The 17822-nt window shown below is 72.5% G+C and carries 13 protein-coding genes and 1 riboswitch; of the genes, 9 read left to right on the forward strand and 4 right to left on the reverse strand.

Annotation, left to right across the window (positions count from 1 at the left end):
• Positions 1-43 precede the first annotated feature (43 nt).
• Both ACWD3E_RS29675 and ACWD3E_RS29680 read right to left on the reverse strand, forming a co-directional pair.
• Positions 44-991: a sucrase ferredoxin gene (locus ACWD3E_RS29675; RefSeq protein ID WP_451390648.1), complete on the reverse strand. Its 948-nt coding sequence runs from the start codon at positions 989-991 to the stop codon at positions 44-46.
• 96 nt (positions 992-1087) lie between these two features.
• A complete protein-coding gene (locus ACWD3E_RS29680) occupies positions 1088-2344 on the reverse strand; it encodes a citrate synthase (protein WP_451390649.1) in 1257 nt (418 codons plus the stop codon).
• A 121-nt stretch (positions 2345-2465) separates the two neighbouring features.
• Between ACWD3E_RS29680 and ACWD3E_RS29685 the strand changes: the two genes are divergently transcribed.
• Positions 2466-3632, forward strand: coding sequence for a citrate synthase (locus tag ACWD3E_RS29685; RefSeq protein WP_451390650.1), 1167 nt, complete (start codon positions 2466-2468; stop codon positions 3630-3632).
• A 64-nt stretch (positions 3633-3696) separates the two neighbouring features.
• Complete coding sequence (locus ACWD3E_RS29690; protein WP_451390651.1) at positions 3697-4764, forward strand: CobW family GTP-binding protein; 1068 nt, start codon at positions 3697-3699, stop codon at positions 4762-4764.
• Here ACWD3E_RS29690 and ACWD3E_RS29695 read toward each other — a convergent pair.
• Entirely contained in the window at positions 4761-7220 is a 2460-nt protein-coding gene (locus ACWD3E_RS29695) for a DNA gyrase/topoisomerase IV subunit A (RefSeq protein WP_451390652.1), read from the reverse strand. The two genes, ACWD3E_RS29690 and ACWD3E_RS29695, sit on opposite strands and share 4 nt — an antisense overlap.
• Positions 7221-7477: 257 nt before the next feature.
• Between ACWD3E_RS29695 and ACWD3E_RS29700 the strand changes: the two genes are divergently transcribed.
• The 4 genes from ACWD3E_RS29700 (at position 7478) to ACWD3E_RS29715 (ending at position 12331) form a co-directional block, all read left to right on the forward strand.
• A complete protein-coding gene (locus tag ACWD3E_RS29700) occupies positions 7478-8884 on the forward strand; it encodes a M16 family metallopeptidase (RefSeq protein ID WP_451390653.1) in 1407 nt (468 codons plus the stop codon).
• Positions 8881-10269 (forward strand): M16 family metallopeptidase, encoded by a 1389-nt coding sequence (locus ACWD3E_RS29705; RefSeq protein ID WP_451390654.1) that lies wholly within the window; start codon positions 8881-8883, stop codon positions 10267-10269. Before ACWD3E_RS29700 ends, ACWD3E_RS29705 begins: the two co-directional genes overlap by 4 nt.
• A gap of 234 nt (positions 10270-10503) precedes the next feature.
• A riboswitch (cyclic di-AMP (ydaO/yuaA leader) is annotated at positions 10504-10666 on the forward strand.
• Positions 10667-10678: 12 nt separating this feature from the next.
• A complete protein-coding gene (locus tag ACWD3E_RS29710; RefSeq protein ID WP_451390655.1) occupies positions 10679-11431 on the forward strand; it encodes a M23 family metallopeptidase in 753 nt (250 codons plus the stop codon).
• Positions 11432-11635: 204 nt separating this feature from the next.
• A complete protein-coding gene (locus ACWD3E_RS29715) occupies positions 11636-12331 on the forward strand; it encodes a GntR family transcriptional regulator (RefSeq protein WP_451390656.1) in 696 nt (231 codons plus the stop codon).
• Positions 12332-12501: 170 nt separating this feature from the next.
• Here the strand turns inward: ACWD3E_RS29715 and ACWD3E_RS29720 are convergent, their stop codons facing one another.
• Positions 12502-12783: an HPr family phosphocarrier protein gene (locus ACWD3E_RS29720; RefSeq protein ID WP_451349206.1), complete on the reverse strand. Its 282-nt coding sequence runs from the start codon at positions 12781-12783 to the stop codon at positions 12502-12504.
• A 180-nt stretch (positions 12784-12963) separates the two neighbouring features.
• Here ACWD3E_RS29720 and ACWD3E_RS29725 point away from each other — a divergent pair, with 180 nt between their 5' ends.
• From ACWD3E_RS29725 to ACWD3E_RS29735, 3 genes are all read left to right on the forward strand, one after another.
• Positions 12964-15801 (forward strand): bifunctional acetate--CoA ligase family protein/GNAT family N-acetyltransferase, encoded by a 2838-nt coding sequence (locus tag ACWD3E_RS29725; protein WP_451390657.1) that lies wholly within the window; start codon positions 12964-12966, stop codon positions 15799-15801.
• Positions 15802-16024: 223 nt separating this feature from the next.
• Positions 16025-16621 carry a DUF5998 family protein gene (locus tag ACWD3E_RS29730; RefSeq protein WP_451390658.1) on the forward strand — a complete coding sequence of 199 codons (597 nt, stop codon included), beginning with the start codon at positions 16025-16027 and terminating at the stop codon, positions 16619-16621.
• Positions 16621-17811 carry an alkaline phosphatase family protein gene (locus ACWD3E_RS29735; protein ID WP_451390659.1) on the forward strand — a complete coding sequence of 397 codons (1191 nt, stop codon included), beginning with the start codon at positions 16621-16623 and terminating at the stop codon, positions 17809-17811. The genes ACWD3E_RS29730 and ACWD3E_RS29735 overlap by 1 nt, the downstream gene beginning before the upstream one ends.
• The last annotated feature ends 11 nt before the right edge of the window (positions 17812-17822 follow it).

A 17822-nucleotide genomic window follows, 5' to 3' on the forward strand; every position in this document is an offset into this window, starting at 1 on the left:
GGATCTCTTGACCAGTTCTTGGGAAACCCGGCCGCGCCTGGTGTCAGCTCGCCAGTGCCGTCGTCCTCGTCGGCAGTTCGCGTACGGCCACCACGTCCATGCGCGCCGGCGCGCCGAGCACCGTCGCGCCGCAGCTCTCCGGGCGTGGCGGCAGCGACATGACCTGCGCCACGGTGACCCGCCACCGGCGGCCGTCGGTGTGGGCGACGGTGACCTGGCGGTGCGAGGCGTCGCCCTCGGTGCGGACGACGCTCAGTACGCCCGCCCGGTACTCGCCCGCGGCCGAGCGGACGGCCAGCTCGGCCGCCTGGCCGGGCCGGTCCCAGGCGGAGCACCCACGGCAGCCCTCGACGACCACGCGCCCCTCCTGGACACCGTGCAGGGCTTCCTTGATGGTGTGGGCCTCCGCGCGGCCGTAGGCGTAGCCGTACGGCAGGACGAGTACCGTCGGCGCGAACCGATGACCACCCAGATGGGTGACCTCCCAGACGCCGCGCACGCCGGACGCGCACAGCTCGGCGGCCAGCGGGCGGCCCAGGAGGGCGCAACAGCGGTCGCGCTTGCCGTTGGTGCACACCAGCGCCAGCGGGTCGCCCCGGTGCGGCCGTCCGTCGAGGGCCGCACCGAAGGAACGGTGGTCGCCCGCCCCGAGGGCGGCGAAGTCGAGGTCCAGCAGCCGCTCCGGATCCCGGGTGGTGGCGGCGTGCAGCCAGACGTTCCCGGGGACCGTGTGGGCCGCGTACACGTGCCGGACCTGGGGCGTGCCCGGGTCGGCGTGGCGTCCGGGGCGCCGGATGAGCGCGATGCGCACGCCGGTGCCCTCCGCGGCGGCCTCCAGCGCGCGGCCCAGCGCCGGGTCCAGGTGGCTCGAAGTGAGCGCCTTGGCACCCCAGGGTCCGGGCTGTTCCAACAGCAGCCACGTCGTCGCCGTGGCCGCCGTACCGGAAACGGGCTCGTCGAAGCCCCGGGAGACCGTCGCGCACCTACTCACAGAGGCGAGCCTAACCTGACTTTCCCCAGGGCGACTTCCGGCCGGGGCTGTGTCCTGGTCCGGGAGCATATGTCCCGGTCCGGAAACGGCGGCTTCCTACTCGGGGAGCGGCTGCGGGGGGCGCGGGCCGACGTAGTGGCCGCTGGGGCGCATGCGCAGGGGGCGCTCGCCGTACTCCTCCAGGGCGTGCGCGATCCAGCCCGCCGTGCGCGCCACGGCGAAGATCGTCTCGCCGGCCGTGGCGGGCATGCCGGAGGAGACCGTGAACACGGCCAGGGCCAGGTCGACGTTGGCGTGCAGCGGGGTGTGGCGGGCGGTCGTGGCGACGATGTCGCGGGCCGCGAGCAGGGCGGACTCCGCGTGCGGGACCTCCTCCAGGAGGCCGAACAGCACTCGCGCGCGCGGGTCCTCGCCCGGGTAGAGCCGGTGACCGAGCCCGGGAATCCGGCGGCCCGCGCGCAGCTCGTCCGCGATCACCGGGACCGCGGTGCCCTGGTCGAGCACGTCCAGCAGCATCCGGTGGGCCAGGCCGCTGGCCGCGCCGTGCAGCGGGCCCTCCAGGACGCCGAGTCCGGCCGAGACGGCCGCGTACGCGTGCGCGCGGGCCGAGGCGGCGACCCGTACCGCGAGCGTGGAGACGGCCAGGTCGTGGTCGGCGAGCAGCGCGAGCGCGCTGTCCAGGACGCGCAGGGAGGCAGGGTCGGCGGCGCGGCCGGTCAGCCGGCCCCACAGACGGTGGGCGAGCGGGCCCTCGTCCTTGTGGTCGTGGCGGACGGGCGGCAGCGCGGCCACGAGCGTCGGGATCAGGGTGCGTGCCGTGCCCAGCACGGCCTCTTCGGACAGGTCGAAGCGCAGCGGGTCCTCGGCCGCCGCGGCGATCGCCGCCACCCGCAGCCGGTCCGTGGGCGTGGTGTGCTCGGGCAGCGCGTTGACCGCGCGGCGGGCGGCCTTGACGGTGGCCGCGGGCGCCGTGAAGGCCGCGCCGGGGGCCGGCCGGCCCGTCCACAGCCACTCCGCGACCTCTTCGTAGGGGTGCCGCGCGGCCAGCTCGGTGGCGTCGACGCCGCGGTAGTAGTAGCCGTCCTTCTCGATCAGTGTGATGCGGGTCCGTACGGACAGCTCGCCGCCGGAGCCCGAAGTCCCCGCGGCCTCACGCCGGTTGCGCCGCGCGAGGGCCTCCACCTCCTTCACGTCGAAGGTGCTGGCCCGGCCGCCGGGTTCGCGCCTGCTGCCGAGCAGGCCACGGCTGACGTAGGCGTACACCGTCTCGGGCTTCACGCCGAGAAGTTCAGCGGTCTCCTTGGTGGTCAGCCTTCGCCCGGGACGGCCGGAAGCGGGTTCGTGATCGCGCATGGGGGTCACCGTAGCGGTCTCTGCACATCTGGATAAGTGTGTGTATTGACATTGATCGGATCAATATTGACACGGCATGAGTCAAGCATGGAGAGTCGGATCAAGTCCAGGGAGGAACAACATGTCCATCAACAGGACCGCGAACCCCCTCGTCGACGTCCCGCGCGGCCTCGCGGGCGTCGTCGTCACCGACACCGAGATCGGTGACGTCCGGGGGCGCGAAGGCTTCTACCACTACCGCCAGTACTCCGCCGTCGAACTCGCGCGGAGCCGAGGCTTCGAGGACGTCTGGCACCTCCTGGTGCACGGCGCGCTCCCCGACGCGGAACGCGGCGCCGCGTTCACCGCCGAGACCGCGGCGCTGCGCCGGCTGCCCGCGGACGTCCGCGCGGCCCTGCCCGCGATCGCCGCCGCCAGCCGCACCTCCGGACCGCTGGCCGGGCTGCGCACCGCCCTCTCCCTGCTCGGCGCCGCAGAGGGATTCCGCCCGGTCTACGACATCGACGCCGACCGGCGCCGCGCCGACACCGTCGCCGCCTGCGCGGCCGTCCCCACGCTGCTCACCGCGCTGTACCGGCTCGGACAGGGGCTCGAACCCGTCGAGCCGCGCGCGGACCTCTCGTACGCGGCCAACTACCTCTACATGCTCACCGGCGAGGACCCCGACCCGCGGCAGGCCCGTGCGGTCGAGCAATACCTGATCTCAACCATTGATCACGGATTCAATGCGTCAACCTTCACCGCACGCGTCATCGCATCCACCGGCGCCGACGTCGCGGCCTGCCTGACCGGTGCCGTCGGCGCGCTCTCCGGGCCGCTGCACGGAGGGGCGCCGAGCCGGGCGCTGGACACACTGGACGCGATCGGCACACCCGACCGGATCGACCCCTGGATACGGCAGCGGGTGCTCGCCGGTGACCGCATCATGGGCTTCGGACACGCCATCTACCGCACGGAAGACCCCCGTTCGCGGATGCTGCGCGAGATCGCCCTCGGCTTCGGCGGGCCGCGCGTCGGCTTCGCGGTCGAGGTCGAGCGCCGGGTCGAGGCGATCCTCGCCGAGCTGAAGCCCGGCCGCGAACTGCACACGAACGTCGAGTTCTACGCCGGCGTGGTCATGGAACTGTGCGGGCTGCCCCGTGAGATGTTCACCCCGACCTTCGCGGCGGCACGGGTGGTCGGCTGGAGCGCCAACATCCTGGAACAGGCGGCGGACTCGAAGATCATCCGCCCGGTGGCCCGCTATGTCGGACCCAAGCCGCCGGTGGCGGTGCCGGCTCAGCCGTGAGCCGGCCCCAGGGCGCCGCTCTTATCCTGGTCCGGCCGTAGGTCCACGTAAGAGAGGGCGCCCGTTGGGCAACAGCCGCACCCCACAGCAGATCCCGGTCGTCGTCATCGCCGGGTTCCTCGGCTCCGGGAAGACGACGCTCCTCAACCACCTCCTGCACCGCAGCGGAGGCAGCCGCATCGGGGCGATCGTCAACGACTTCGGGGCCATCGAGATCGACGCCATGGCAGTCGCGGGCGCCCTCGGCGACTCGACCGTCTCCCTCGGCAACGGCTGCCTGTGCTGCGCCGTCGACGCAGGCGAACTCGACGTCTACCTGGAGCGGCTCGCCGCGCCCGTCGCCGGCATCGACGTCATCGTCATCGAGGCCAGCGGGCTCGCCGAGCCCCAGGAATTGGTCCGGATGGTGCTGGCCAGCGAGCATCCGGGGATCGTCTACGGCGGCCTCGTGGAGGTCGTCGACGCGGCCGAGCTCGACGACACCCGCGCCAGGCACCCCGAGATCGACCGGCATCTCGCCCTCGCCGACCTCGTCGTCGTCAACAAGCTCGACCGGGCGGACGACCCCGACCGCGTCCTCGGGCTCGTCCGCTCGCTCACCGACCACGCCGCCGTCGTCCCCGCGACCTACGGCCGCATCGATCCGGAGTTCCTCTTCGACTGCAGGCCGAGCGAGGAGCGGATCGGGCAGCTGTCCTTCGACGACCTCCACGAACACACCGCGGACGACAGCCACGCCGGTCACCTGCACACCGGCTACGACAGCCTGCCCTTCACCTCCGACGTGCCCATGGACCCCCGCACGCTCATGCGGTTTTTGGACAGCCGGCCCGAGGGGCTGTACCGGATCAAGGGATACGTCGACTTCGGGCCGCACGACACCCGCAACCGGTACGCCGTCCACGCCGTCGGCCGGTTCCTGCGCTTCTACCCCGAGCCCTGGGGCCCGGCCGACGCCCGCCTCACGCAGCTCGTGCTGATCGGCTCCGGCATCGACCCGGAGGCGCTGAACAAGGAGCTGGAGGCGGGAAGGAACGACGCCCCGCACGCCGACGAGCACGGCATGTGGGGCGTCCTGCGCTACGTCCGGGGCACCGAGGAAGAGCCCGACGCGGAGTCGTACGGCGCCTAGAACACCGGTCCCGCGACCACCGACACCGTCTTCGCCAGCGACGTGCCCGAACCGTCCCGGCGCGGGTCCAGCTCCGGCAGTTCCGCCGGGGTGCCGTTCTTCTGCGCCGCACGTGCCGGGACGGGGCCCGCCCAGCCCAGCGACAGGCAGTCCTCGCCCTTCAGGAACCGCTGGCAGCGCACGCCGCCGGTGGCCCGGCCCTTGCGCGGGTACTGGTCGAACGGCGTCAGCTTCGCCGTCGTCTGCACGGAGTCGTCCAGCGTGCCGCGCGAGCCCGCCACCGTGAAGACCACCGCGTCGGCCGCCGGGTCGACCGCCGTGAACGAGATGACCTTGGCGCCCTCGGTGAGCTTGATGCCCGCCATACCGCCCGCCGGACGGCCCTGCGGGCGCACGATGGACGCCTGGAAGCGCAGCAGCTGCGCATCGTCGGTGATGAAGACCAGGTCCTCCTCGCCGGTGCGCAGCTCCACCGCGCCGACGATCCGGTCGCCGTCCTTGAGCGTGATGACCTCCAGCTCGTCCTTGTTGGACGGGTAGTCGGGCACCACGCGCTTGACGACGCCCTGCTCGGTGCCGAGCGCCAGGCCCGGCGAGGACTCGTCCAGCGTGGTCAGGCAGGCCACCGTCTCGTCGTCCTCCAGGGAGACGAACTCCGCGAGCGGGGCCCCTCCGGCGAGGTTCGGCGCCGTCGCGGTCTCGGGCAGCTGAGGCAGGTCGACCACGTTGATCCGCAGCAGCCGGCCCGCCGAGGTCACCGCGCCGACCTCGCCGCGCGCGGTCGCCGGAACCGCCGAGACGATCACGTCGTGCTTGACCCGCCGCGCGTCCGCCTCCTCGGCGAACGGCTCGGCGGTCGACGTACGGGCCAGCAGCCCCGTCGAGGACAGCAGCACCCGGCACGGGTCGTCGGCCACCTGGAGCGGCACGGTGGCCGCCGCAGCGCCTCCGGCCTCCAGCAGGACCGTACGCCGGTCGGTCCCGAACTGCTTGGCGACGGCGGCCAGTTCGGCCGAGACCAGCTTGCGCAGCTCCGTGTCGGACTCCAGGATCCGGGTCAGCTCCTCGATCTCCGCGGTGAGCTTCTCCTTCTCCGCCTCCAGCTCGATGCGGTCGTACTTGGTGAGCCGGCGCAGCGGCGTGTCGAGGATGTACTGCGTCTGCACCTCGCTCAGCGAGAAGCGCTCCATCAGGCGCTCCTTGGCCTGCGCGGAGTTCTCGCTGGACCGGATCAGCCGGATGACCTCGTCGATGTCGACCAGCGCGGTGAGCAGGCCCTCCACCAGGTGCAGCCGGTCACGCCGCTTGGTGCGCCGGAACTCGCTGCGGCGCCGCACGACGTCGAAGCGGTGGTCGAGGTAGACCTCCAGCAGCTCCTTGAGGCCGAGGGTGAGCGGCTGGCCGTCCACCAGGGCCACGTTGTTGATGCCGAAGGACTCTTCCATCGGGGTCAGCTTGTAGAGCTGCTCCAGGATGGCCTCCGGCACGAAGCCGTTCTTGATCTCGATGACCAGGCGCAGGCCGTGCTCGCGGTCGGTGAGGTCCTTGACGTCGGCGATGCCCTGGACCTTCTTCGCGTTGACCAGGTCCTTGATCTTCGCGATCACCTTCTCCGGACCGACCGTGAACGGCAGCTCGGTGACGACCAGGCCCTTGCGGCGGGCGGTCACGGTCTCGATCGAGACCGTCGCGCGCATCTTGAAGCTGCCGCGTCCGTTGGCGTACGCGTCCCGGATGCCGTCCAGGCCGACGATCCGGCCGCCGGTGGGCAGGTCGGGGCCCGGGACGTGCTTCATCAGCGCGTCCAGGTCGGCGTTCGGGTGTCTGATCAGGTGGCGGGCCGCCGCGATGACCTCGCGCAGGTTGTGCGGCGGCATGTTCGTCGCCATGCCGACCGCGATGCCCGAGGAGCCGTTGACCAGCAGGTTCGGGAAAGCGGCCGGCAGCGCCACCGGCTCCTGCTCCTGGCCGTCGTAGTTCGGCGTGAAGTCGACCGTGTCCTCGTCGATCGACTCGGTCATCAGGCTCGTCGCCTCGGCCATCCGGCACTCCGTGTACCGCATGGCGGCCGGCGGGTCGTCGTTGCCCAGCGAGCCGAAGTTGCCGTGGCCGTCCACCAGCGGCAGACGCATGGAGAAGGGCTGCGCCATACGCACCAGGGCGTCGTAGATCGACGCGTCGCCGTGCGGGTGCAGCTTGCCCATGACCTCGCCGACGACGCGGGCGCACTTCACATAGCCCCGGTCGCGGCGCAGGCCCATCTCGTTCATCTGGTAGACGATCCGGCGGTGCACGGGCTTGAGACCGTCACGGGCGTCCGGCAGGGCGCGCGAGTAGATGACCGAGTACGCGTACTCGAGGTAGGAGCCACGCATCTCGTCGACGACGTCGATGTCGAGGATCCTCTCCTCGAACGAGTCGTCGGGCGGCGGGGTCTTCGTGCTGCGGCGGGCCATCGCTGCCTGGCTCCTTGCTGAAGCGATTGACGGATCTGACGCGGACCATTGTGGACCGCGGCACTGACACCATGGTCCGCGACCCGGTGGCAACGTGGTCCACGACCCGGTCCCCACGCGCGACGCAGGCTACGTGATCCGCTGTGGGCGTACGTCCGGCGGGAACTTCGCCGCCGCTGCGCGCGCTTGCATACAGTGGCAGGACCGGCAGGAAAACCGCGGTTTCGACGACCGCCTCCGCTCGCGAAGGGACGTACATGCCCATGGGTCACACGACCACAGCCGAGGCAGGCTCCGGGGGCCTGACAGCGACCGAGCACCGCCTGGCCAACGGTCTGCGCGTGGTGCTCTCCGAGGACCACCTGACCCCGGTGGCGGCGGTCTGCCTCTGGTACGACGTCGGCTCGCGCCACGAAGTCAAGGGACGCACCGGTCTGGCTCACCTTTTCGAGCACCTGATGTTCCAGGGCTCCGGTCAGGTGAAGGGCAATGGCCACTTCGAGCTGGTCCAGGGCGCCGGCGGCTCGCTCAACGGCACCACCAGCTTCGAGCGCACCAACTACTTCGAGACCATGCCCGCCCACCAGCTGGAGCTCGCGCTGTGGCTGGAGGCCGACCGCATGGGCTCGCTGCTCGCTGCCCTGGACGACGAGTCGATGGAGAACCAGCGGGACGTCGTCAAGAACGAGCGGCGCCAGCGCTACGACAACGTGCCCTACGGCACCGCCTTCGAGAAGCTGACCGCCCTCGCCTACCCGGAGGGCCACCCCTACCACCACACGCCGATCGGCTCGATGGCGGACCTGGACGCGGCCACCCTGGAGGACGCCCGCCAGTTCTTCCGCACCTACTACGCCCCCAACAACGCGGTGCTCTCCGTGGTCGGCGACATCGACCCCGTGCAGACCCTCGCCTGGATCGAGAAGTACTTCGGGTCCATCCCCGCGCACGACGGCAAGCCCGCGCCGCGCGACGGCTCCCTGCCGGACGTCATCGGCGAGCAGCTGCGCGAGGTCGTCGTGGAGGAGGTCCCGGCGCGCGCCCTGATGGCCGCCTACCGGCTCCCGCACGACGGCACGCGCGCGTGCGACGCGGCCGACGTGGCCCTGACCGTCCTCGGCGGCGGCGAGTCCTCCCGCCTGTACAACCGGCTGGTGCGCCGCGACCGTACGGCCGTTGCGGCCGGCTTCGGCCTGCTGCGCCTGGCCGGCGCCCCCTCGCTGGGCTGGCTGGACGTGAAGACCTCCGGTGACGTCGAGGTGCCGGTCATCGAGACCGCCATCGACGAGGAACTGGCCCGGTTCGCCGAGGAGGGCCCCACGCCCGAGGAAATGGAGCGCGCCCAGGCCCAGTTGGAGCGCGAGTGGCTGGACCGGCTCGGCACGGTCGCCGGCCGCGCCGACGAACTGTGCCGGTACGCCGTCCTGTTCGGCGACCCGCAGCTCGCCCTCACCGCCGTCCAGCGCGTCCTGGCGGTGACCCCGGAGGAGGTCAAGGAGGTCGCCCAGGCCCGCCTGCGCCCCGAAAACCGCGCGGTCCTCGTCTACGAGCCGCTGTCCGCCGAGTCGGCCCAGCACACCGAGGAGGCCGGGCGCGGCGAGGACCCGGAGCAGGAAGCGACCGTAGAGGCCGGCAACGAGAACGACGAGGAGACGGCCAAGTGACCGAGCTCGCCACGATGGACTTCCACCCCCAGCCGCAGGCCGGCGAGGCCAAGCCCTGGGCGTTCCCGGCCCCCGAGCGCGGCACGCTGGACAACGGCCTGACCGTGCTGCGCTGCCACCGCCCCGGCCAGCAGGTCGTCGCCGTCGAGGTGCTGCTGGACGCGCCGCTGGACGCCGAGCCGACCGGCCTGGACGGCGTCGCCACGATCATGGCGCGGGCCTTCTCCGAGGGCACCGACAAGCACTCCGCCGAGGAGTTCGCCGCCGAGCTGGAGCGGGCCGGCGCCACGCTGGACGCGCACGCCGACCACCCCGGCGTCCGGCTCAGCCTGGAGGTCCCGGCCTCCCGCCTGGCCAAGGGCCTCGGCCTGCTCGCCGACGCCATGCGCGCGCCCGCCTTCGCCGAGAGCGAGGTCGAGCGGCTGGTCCGCAACCGCCTGGACGAGATCCCGCACGAGCTGGCCAGCCCCGCCCGCCGGGCCGCCAAGGAACTCTCCAAGGAGCTGTTCCCGGCCACCTCGCGCATGTCCCGCCCGCGCCAGGGCACCGAGGAGACGGTCGAGAAGATCGACGCGGCGGCCGTCCGCGCCTACTACGACCGCCATGTGCGCCCCGCCACGGCCACCGTGGTCGTGGTCGGCGACCTCACCGGCACGGACCTGGACGAGCTGCTCGGCGACACCCTGGGCGCCTGGACGGGCACCCCGGGCAGCCCGCGGCCCGTGCCGCCGGTCAGCGCCGACGACACCGGGCGCGTGGTCATCGTGGACCGGCCCGGTGCCGTGCAGACGCAGCTGCTCATCGGCCGGATCGGCCCCGACCGGCACGACCGCGTGTGGCCCGCCCAGGTGCTCGGCACCTACTGCCTCGGCGGCACCCTCACCTCCCGCCTGGACCGTGTCCTGCGCGAGGAGAAGGGCTACACCTACGGCGTGCGCTCCTTCGGGCAGGTGCTGCGCTCCGCCCCGGACGGCACGGGCGCCTCGATGCTCGCCATCAGCGGCTCCGTGGACACCCCGAACACCGGCCCCGCGCTCGAGGACCTGTGGACGGTGCTGCGTACGCTCGCGGCGGAGGGCCTGACCGACGCCGAGCGGGACGTCGCCGTGCAGAACCTCGTCGGGGTCGCGCCGCTGAAGTACGAGACCGCGGCGGCCGTCGCGGGCACCCTGGCCGACCAGGTCGAGCAGCACCTGCCCGACGACTTCCAGGCCGCGCTCTACCGGCAGCTCGCCGCCACCGGCACCGTGGAGGCCACGGCGGCGGTCGTGAACGCCTTCCCGGTGGACCGTCTGGTGACCGTCCTTGTCGGTGACGCGGCCCAGATCAAGGAGCCGGTCGAGGCGCTCGGCATCGGCGAAGTCACGGTCGTGGCGGCCGAGTAGAGCCCGAGCGCACGCACGCGCGAGTGGGGCCCGGCGACTTACGGGTCGTCAGGGCCCCACGCCTGTGCACCGGCTGTTCCCCAGCCGCTCCCCAGATGTCCGAATTGGGGCGGAGGTTGCCTGTCTGGCCTGTGGGATGCGCTACAAAACTCCGGATCCGTTTGGGCGGGGAAAGCCACCCCCCGTAGCGTCGTGCGGGCTGTTCGTCAGGCAGTGCGCCGCACCCGCGGCACCGGACAGTCATCGCCGAGTCCCCGTACGGCGCGAGCCAGGGGAGCCGGGGACCCACACGTCCCCTGGGGTGAATCGGACTCCCGCGCGTGCGCGAGGGGGTCCGTAGGAGACCTTCCTGCTCCGAACCCGTCAGCTAACCCGGTAGGCGAGAGGGAAGGAAAGGACCAGCCACTTCATGGCGTTCATGTGCGCCACCGGGAAGCACCGCAAGCCCGGCCGGGTCAAGCGCACCACCGCTCAGGCGGCCGGCGTCGCGGCCCTGACCACCGGCGTCATCGGCACCCTCGCGGCCACCCCGTCGCTCGCCGCCGAGAACTCCGTCGAGCAGACCGGCCTCACCCCGGTCATCACCGTGAGCGACGAGATCGCCGAGCAGATCGACGCACAGGCCACCGCGCAGCAGCAGGCCGCCGAGCGGAAGGCGGCCGAGCAGGCCGCGGCCAAGGCCGCCGCCGAGCGGGCGAAGGAGGAGCGCGAGGCCAAGGCGCGCGCCGCCCGCGCGGCTGAGCGCAAGCGCCTGAACGCCTTCGTCGCGCCGATCGCCGACTCGTACGTCTCCACGGGCTACCGCGCCAGCAGCTCCCTGTGGTCCTCCGGCTCCCACACCGGCATCGACTTCCACGCGGCCAGCGGCACCCCGGTGCACGCGGTCGGCCTCGGTACCGTCGTCTCCACGGGCTGGGGCGGCGCGTACGGCAACCAGATAGTGATCCGGATGGCCGACGGCATGTACACCCAGTACGGCCATCTGTCGTCCATCGGCGTCACCGTGGGCCAGCAGGTCGTCCCGGGCCAGCAGATCGGCCTGTCCGGAGCGACCGGCAACGTCACCGGCCCGCACCTCCACTTCGAGGCCCGCACGACCCCGGAGTACGGCTCCGACGTCGACCCCGTCGCCTACCTCCGCCAGCACGGCCTGAGCGTCTGACACGCACCCCGAAGCGGCACTCGCGACGAAGCCCCGGTTCACCGAGCCGGGGCTTCGTCGTTTTTCGCGGCGTCCGCGGTGCCCGCTGACCAAAAAATATCCATGGATTCTGGGCCGCCGTCGGAAATTCCCGCACATTGCAATAGAGTCACGGAACACGCGTCCGTTGTCGACGTTTCACGGGGATTAAGGCGGAGGTCGGTCATGCGTATTCCGGCACACTCGGTGTGCACGGCGATCCGGGACGACATCGTGGCCGGTGTCCACGAGCGCGGCAGCCGCCTCACCGAGGAAGTCCTGGCCCGCCGCTACGGCGTCTCGCGCGTCCCCGTCCGCGAGGCCCTGCGCACCCTGGAGGCCGAGGGCTTCGTGGTGACCCGTCGGCACGCGGGCGCGTGCGTCGCCGAGCCGACCGAGCGGGAGGCCGCCGACCTGCTGGAGATGCGCATGCTCCTGGAGCCGCTCGGCGCCTCACGGGCCGCCCAGCGGCGCACGGAGGCCCATCTGAAGGTGCTGCGCGGCCTGGTGCGGCTCGGCCAGGAGCGGGCCAGGCAGGGCGGCAGCGAGGAACTGCGCTCGCTGGACGGCTGGTTCCACGAGACGCTCGCCCAGGCCTCCGGCAGCCACTCGCTGACCTCGATGCTCACCCAGCTGCGGCACAAGATCGCCTGGATGTACGCGGTGAAGGCCCCGGTCAGCCCGGTGGAGTCCTGGGCCGAGTACGGCGTCATCGTGGACGCGGTGACGCGCGGCGACGGCGAGCGCGCGCGGGCGGTCACCGCCCTGCACATCGAGCGCGCGGCGGGCGCGCACCGGCTGCGGTTCGCCTCCGGCGGGGAGCGCGCGGAGCGTGTGAGGGACTCGCAACATGCCGTAAACACAGCGAGCCCGCGGCATTAACACGGGCGCCGTATACAAAGAGGGGATATTCGGAGGGACGCGCATTTCCGCTGCCCTATTTCGGCGTGCCGTGAATTCAGGCAGGTGCGTAAATTCGCGTGCGAATCAGTCCGGCGCGAAAACGCGGAAGCCGCGCCCCCGATTCCGGGGACGCGGCTTCCTGGCGCGACTCAGACGGTCTCGGGCAGTTCCTCAAGGCCCTCGGCGACCAGCTTGGCCAGACGGTCCAGGGCGGCGTCCGCGCCCTCGGCGCCGGAAGCGAGGACGATCTCCTCGCCGCCCTGGGCGCCCAGGCTGAGGACCGCCAGCATGGAGGCCGCGTTGACGGGGTTGCCGTCGGCCTTGGCGATCGTCACCGGGACGCCTGCGGCCGTGGCGGCTCGGACGAAGATGGAGGCGGGGCGGGCGTGGAGGCCCTCGGCCCAGCCGACGTTGACGCGGCGCTCAGCCATGTGATGCTGCCCTTCAGGTTCTCAGGGTTGTCTAGACCAGTTTCCCACATCGTGAAGCAAGTCCGGAGGGGACCTTCGTCACCCTCCGGCCGTGTCGCCGGACCGCGGCCTCGATCCGGCTTCCGTCCCCCCACAGACTGCCTCGCGCCGTTGCCGGGGGCGAGCCGTACGCTGGGGCCCATGCAGACCCCGGCGGACCGGCACGACCGGCACGAGTACCCCGCCCACTGGGAGGCCGACGTGGTGCTGCGCGACGGCGGCACCGCACGCGTGCGGCCCATCACCGTCGATGACGCCGACCGCCTGGTCAGCTTCTACGAGGGGGTCTCGGACGAGTCGAAGTACTACCGCTTCTTCGCGCCGTACCCCCGGCTCTCCGCCAAGGACGTCCACCGCTTCACGCACCACGACTTCGTGGACCGGGTGGGGCTCGCGGCCACCGTCGGCGGCGAGTTCATCGCCACTGTGCGCTACGACCGCATCGGCCCCGACGGAATGCCCGCCTCCGCACCGGCCGACGAGGCCGAGGTCGCCTTCCTCGTGCAGGACGCCCACCAGGGCCGCGGGGTCGCCTCCGCTCTCCTGGAGCACATCGCCGCCGTGGCGCGCGAGCGCGGGATCCGCCGCTTCGCCGCCGAGGTGCTGCCCGCCAACACCAAGATGATCAAGGTGTTCACGGACGCCGGGTACACCCAGAAGCGCAGCTTCGAGGACGGCGTCGTACGCCTGGAGTTCGACCTGGAACCCACCGACCGCTCCCTCGCCGTGCAACGCGCGCGTGAGCAGCGCGCCGAGGCCCGTTCGGTACGACGGCTGCTGGCACCCGGCTCCGTGGCCGTCGTCGGCGTCGGCCGCGCGCCCGGCGGGGTCGGCCGCAGCGTCCTGGCCAACCTCCGGGACGCCGGCTACACGGGCCGGCTGTACGCCGTGAACAAGGCCTTCCCCGAGGACGTCGAGGGCGTCGACGGGGTGCCCGCGCACCGGTCGGTGCGGGAGATCGAGGGGCACGTCGACCTCGCGGTCGTCGCCGTCCCGGCCGAGTACGTCCCCGCCGTGGTCGCCGAGTGCGGCGAACACGGCGTCCAGGGACTCGTCGTCCTCTCCGCCGGCTACGCGGAGAGCGGGCCCGAGGGACGTGAGCGGCAGCGTGCGCTCGTGCAGCAGGCGCGCGCGTACGGCATGCGGATCATCGGCCCGAACGCCTTCGGGGTCATCAACACCGCCCCGGACGTCCTGCTGAACGCCTCGCTCGCCCCCGAGATGCCCCGCCCGGGGCGCATCGGCCTGTTCGCGCAGTCCGGCGCCATCGGCATCGCCCTGCTGTCGGGTCTGCACCGGCGCGGGGGAGGCGTCACGGGGGTCACCGGCGTGTCCACGTTCGTGTCCGCCGGCAACCGCGCGGACGTCTCCGGCAACGACGTCCTCCAGTACTGGTACGACGACCCCGAGACCGACGTCGTCCTCATGTACCTGGAGTCCATCGGCAACCCGCGCAAGTTCACCCGCCTCGCCCGGCGGACCGCGGCGGCGAAGCCGTTGGTCGTGGTGCAGGGGGTCGGCTCGGCCCCCCAGGGGCACGCGGTCCGGGCCACCCGGCTGCCCCATGCCACCGTCTCCGCGCTGCTCCGGCAGGCCGGTGTGATCCGGGTGGACACGATCACCGAGCTGGTCGACGCGGGCCTGCTGCTCGCCCGCCAGCCCCTGCCCGCGGGGCCGCGCGTGACGATCCTCGGGAACTCGGAGTCGCTGGGCGTGCTGACGTACGACCGGTGCCTCGCGGAGGGGTTGCGGCCGTCACTGCCGCTGGACCTGACGACGGGGGCGCGGGCGGAGGACTTCCATCGGGCGCTGGCCGCTGCGCTGGCGGACGACACGTGCGATGCCGTTGTGGTCACCGCGATCCCTGCCATTGGGGAGGGGTCGGCGGGGGATGCGGAGTTGGCCGAGGCGTTGCGCTCGGCTGCGGCGGCCGTTCCTGGTAAGCCGGTGCTGGTGGTGCATGTGGAGCTCGGGGGGCTGGCCGAGGCGTTGTCGGCTGCGACGAGTACCGCACCTCGGGCCGTCGAGAAGGCACCCGGCGCCGCAGGCGGCGCCCACCCGTTCCCCCCTGCGGAACGACTGCCCACCGCGGTGGAAGGCTCGGCTCCCGAGGACAGCCGTCTCATCCCCGCCTACCCCGCCGCCGAACGCGCCGTCCGGGCTCTCGCCGAAGCCGTCAAGTACGGGCAGTGGCGGCGGGAGGCGGCCGATCCCGGGAAGGTGCCGGAGTACGACGACATCGACGAGAAGGGGGCCGCCGAGCTGATCGGTGAGTTGCTCGCGCGCGGGGAGGGGCTCACCATCCCGGCCGCGGAGACCTGCGAGCTGCTCGCCAAGTACGGCATCCACGTCCGCCGCGCGCTCCCCGCCCCGACCGCCGACGCCGCCGCCGGGGCCGCCCGCTCCCTCGGCTACCCGGTGGCCCTCAAGGCCACCGCCCCGCACCTCAGACACCGCGCCGACCTGGGCGGCGTACGGCTCGACCTGGCCGACGAGGAGCAACTGCGCCGTGCATACGCGGAGCTGACGGAACTGTTCGGCGGCCCGGAGGACCTGCGCCCGGTGGTGCAGGGAATGGCACCCCGGGGTGTCGACACGGTCGTACGGGCGGTGATCGACCCGGCAGCCGGGGCCGTGCTGTCCTTCGGGCTGGCCGGCGCCGCCTCACAGCTGCTCGGGGACATGGCGCACCGGCTGATCCCGGTCATCGACCGGGAAGCGGCCTCGCTGGTGCGGTCGATCCGGACGGCACCGCTGCTCTTCGGCTGGCGCGGCTCCACGCCCGTCGACACCCCCGCCCTGGAAGAGCTGCTGCTGCGCGTGTCCCGGCTGGTCGACGACCACCCGGAGGTCGTCGCGGTCACCCTGGAGCCGGTGGTCGTGGCCGCACACGGCGTGAGCGTCCTCGGCGCCACCGTCCGCCTCGCACCCCCGCCGGCCCGCGACGACCTCGGCCCCCGCACCCTGCCGGCGTACTGAGCGGCGAAGGGGGGCAGGGCATGGAGATCGCCGGACGGGAACTGCCCGGAGGCAGCTGATGGGACCGGGAAGCGATCGTCTGGGACCCGGGACAGCTGCGGCCGGCCGCCGGACACGGCCTCACCCACCACCACGGCGCGGAGCTGCCGAGGCCCGCGCGCGGGCGTGCGGGTCGCAGCGGGTACCCGCGACTGGCCCGGACCCCCCTTGCCCACGGATTAGGATGGACGCCATGGCCAAGACCAGTACGACGACCCAGGGGCTGCGCACGGCGATCGAGCGCAGCGGCTACTACCCGGCCCTCGTGTCCGAGGCGGTGGAGGCCGCCGTGGGCGGCGAGCCGATCCGGTCGTACCTGGTCCACCAGGAGACCACGTTCGACCAGAACGAGGTGCGTCGGCACGTGACCGTGCTGGTCCTCACCGAGAACCGCTTCATCGTCAGCCACACCGACGAGCAGGCTGCCGACAGCACCTCCCCGGCACCGTACGCCACGACCTCCACCGAGTCCGTGAAGCTCGGCCGGATCTCCTCCGTCGTGGTCAGCCGCGTGGTCTCCAACCCGGAGCAGTACACGCCGGGCACGCTGCCCCGCGAGGTCGTGCTCACCATCGGCTGGGGCGCGGTCAGCCGCATCGACCTGGAGCCCGCCGCCTGCGGCGACCCCAACTGCGACGCCGACCACGGCTACACGGGCAACTCCACGGCGGACGACCTCAGCCTGCGCGTCAGCGAGGCCGGGGACGGCCCGGAGACGGTGCGCCAGGCGCTCGCCTTCGCACAGGCCCTTTCCGAGGCAACCGCGGACCTCGCGCGCTGATGTCCCAGCTCTCCGCCTGGGACCACCCGGAACCGCTCGCCCTGGACACCGCGCCGCTGCCCGCGTACGGCACCGGCTCCCTCGCCGACCTGCTGCCCACCCTGGCCGCCGGGATGGGCGTGCCCGGCATGACCGCCGCGATCCCGGAGCTGACCCCGGCCGACCGGGTCTGCGTGTTCCTGGTCGACGGGCTCGGCTGGGAACAGCTCGTGGCCCACCCGGACGAGGCTCCCTTCCTGGCCTCACTGCTCGGCACCTCCCGCGGCGGCACCGGGCGCCCGCTCACGGCCGGCTACCCGGCGACCACCGCGACCTCCCTCGCCTCCGTCGGCACCGGCCTGCCGCCGGGCGCCCACGGTCTGCCCGGCTACACCGCCCGCAACCCGGCCACCGGTCAGCTGATGAACCAGCTCCGCTGGCAGCCGTACACCGACCCGCGCCCCTGGCAGCCGTACCCCACGGTCTTCCAGCTGGCCCACGAGGCCGGGGTGCACACCGCCCAGGTGTCCTCGCCCGCCTTCCAGCACACCCCGCTCACCAAGATCGCGCTCAGCGGCGGCACCTTCCACGGGCGGCTCACCGGCGAGGAGCGCATGGACCTCGCGGCCGAGCAACTCGCCGCCGGGGACCGCTCCTTGGTGTACACGTACTACGCCGAGCTGGACGGCTCCGGACACCGCTACGGCGTCGCCTCCGACACCTGGCGCGGCCAGCTCATGTACGTCGACCGGCTGGCCCAGCGCCTCGCCGAGCAGCTGCCGCCGCGCAGCGCGCTCTACGTCACCGCAGACCACGGCATGGTCGACATCCCGTTCGACGAGCAGCACCGCATCGACTTCGACGAGGACTGGGAGCTGCGCGCCGGGGTCGCCCTGCTGGGCGGCGAGGGCCGGGCGCGCCATGTGTACGCGGTGCCGGGCGCCGAGAACGACGTACTGACCGTCTGGCGCGAGGTGCTCGGCGAGCAGTTCTGGGTGGCCTCGCGGGACGAGGCGATCGAGGCGGGCTGGTTCGGGCCGCAGGTGGACGAGCGCGTGTACGCGAGGATCGGAGACGTGGTCGCGGCGGCACACGACGACGTCCTGATCATCGCCACCGAGAAGGAGCCGAAGGAGTCCGCGCTGGTGGGCAACCACGGCTCGATGACCCCGGCCGAGCAGCTGGTCCCGCTGCTCGAAGCCCGCTCCTGACGGCTCCCGAA

Source organism: Streptomyces sp. NPDC002676, from assembly GCF_053592455.1.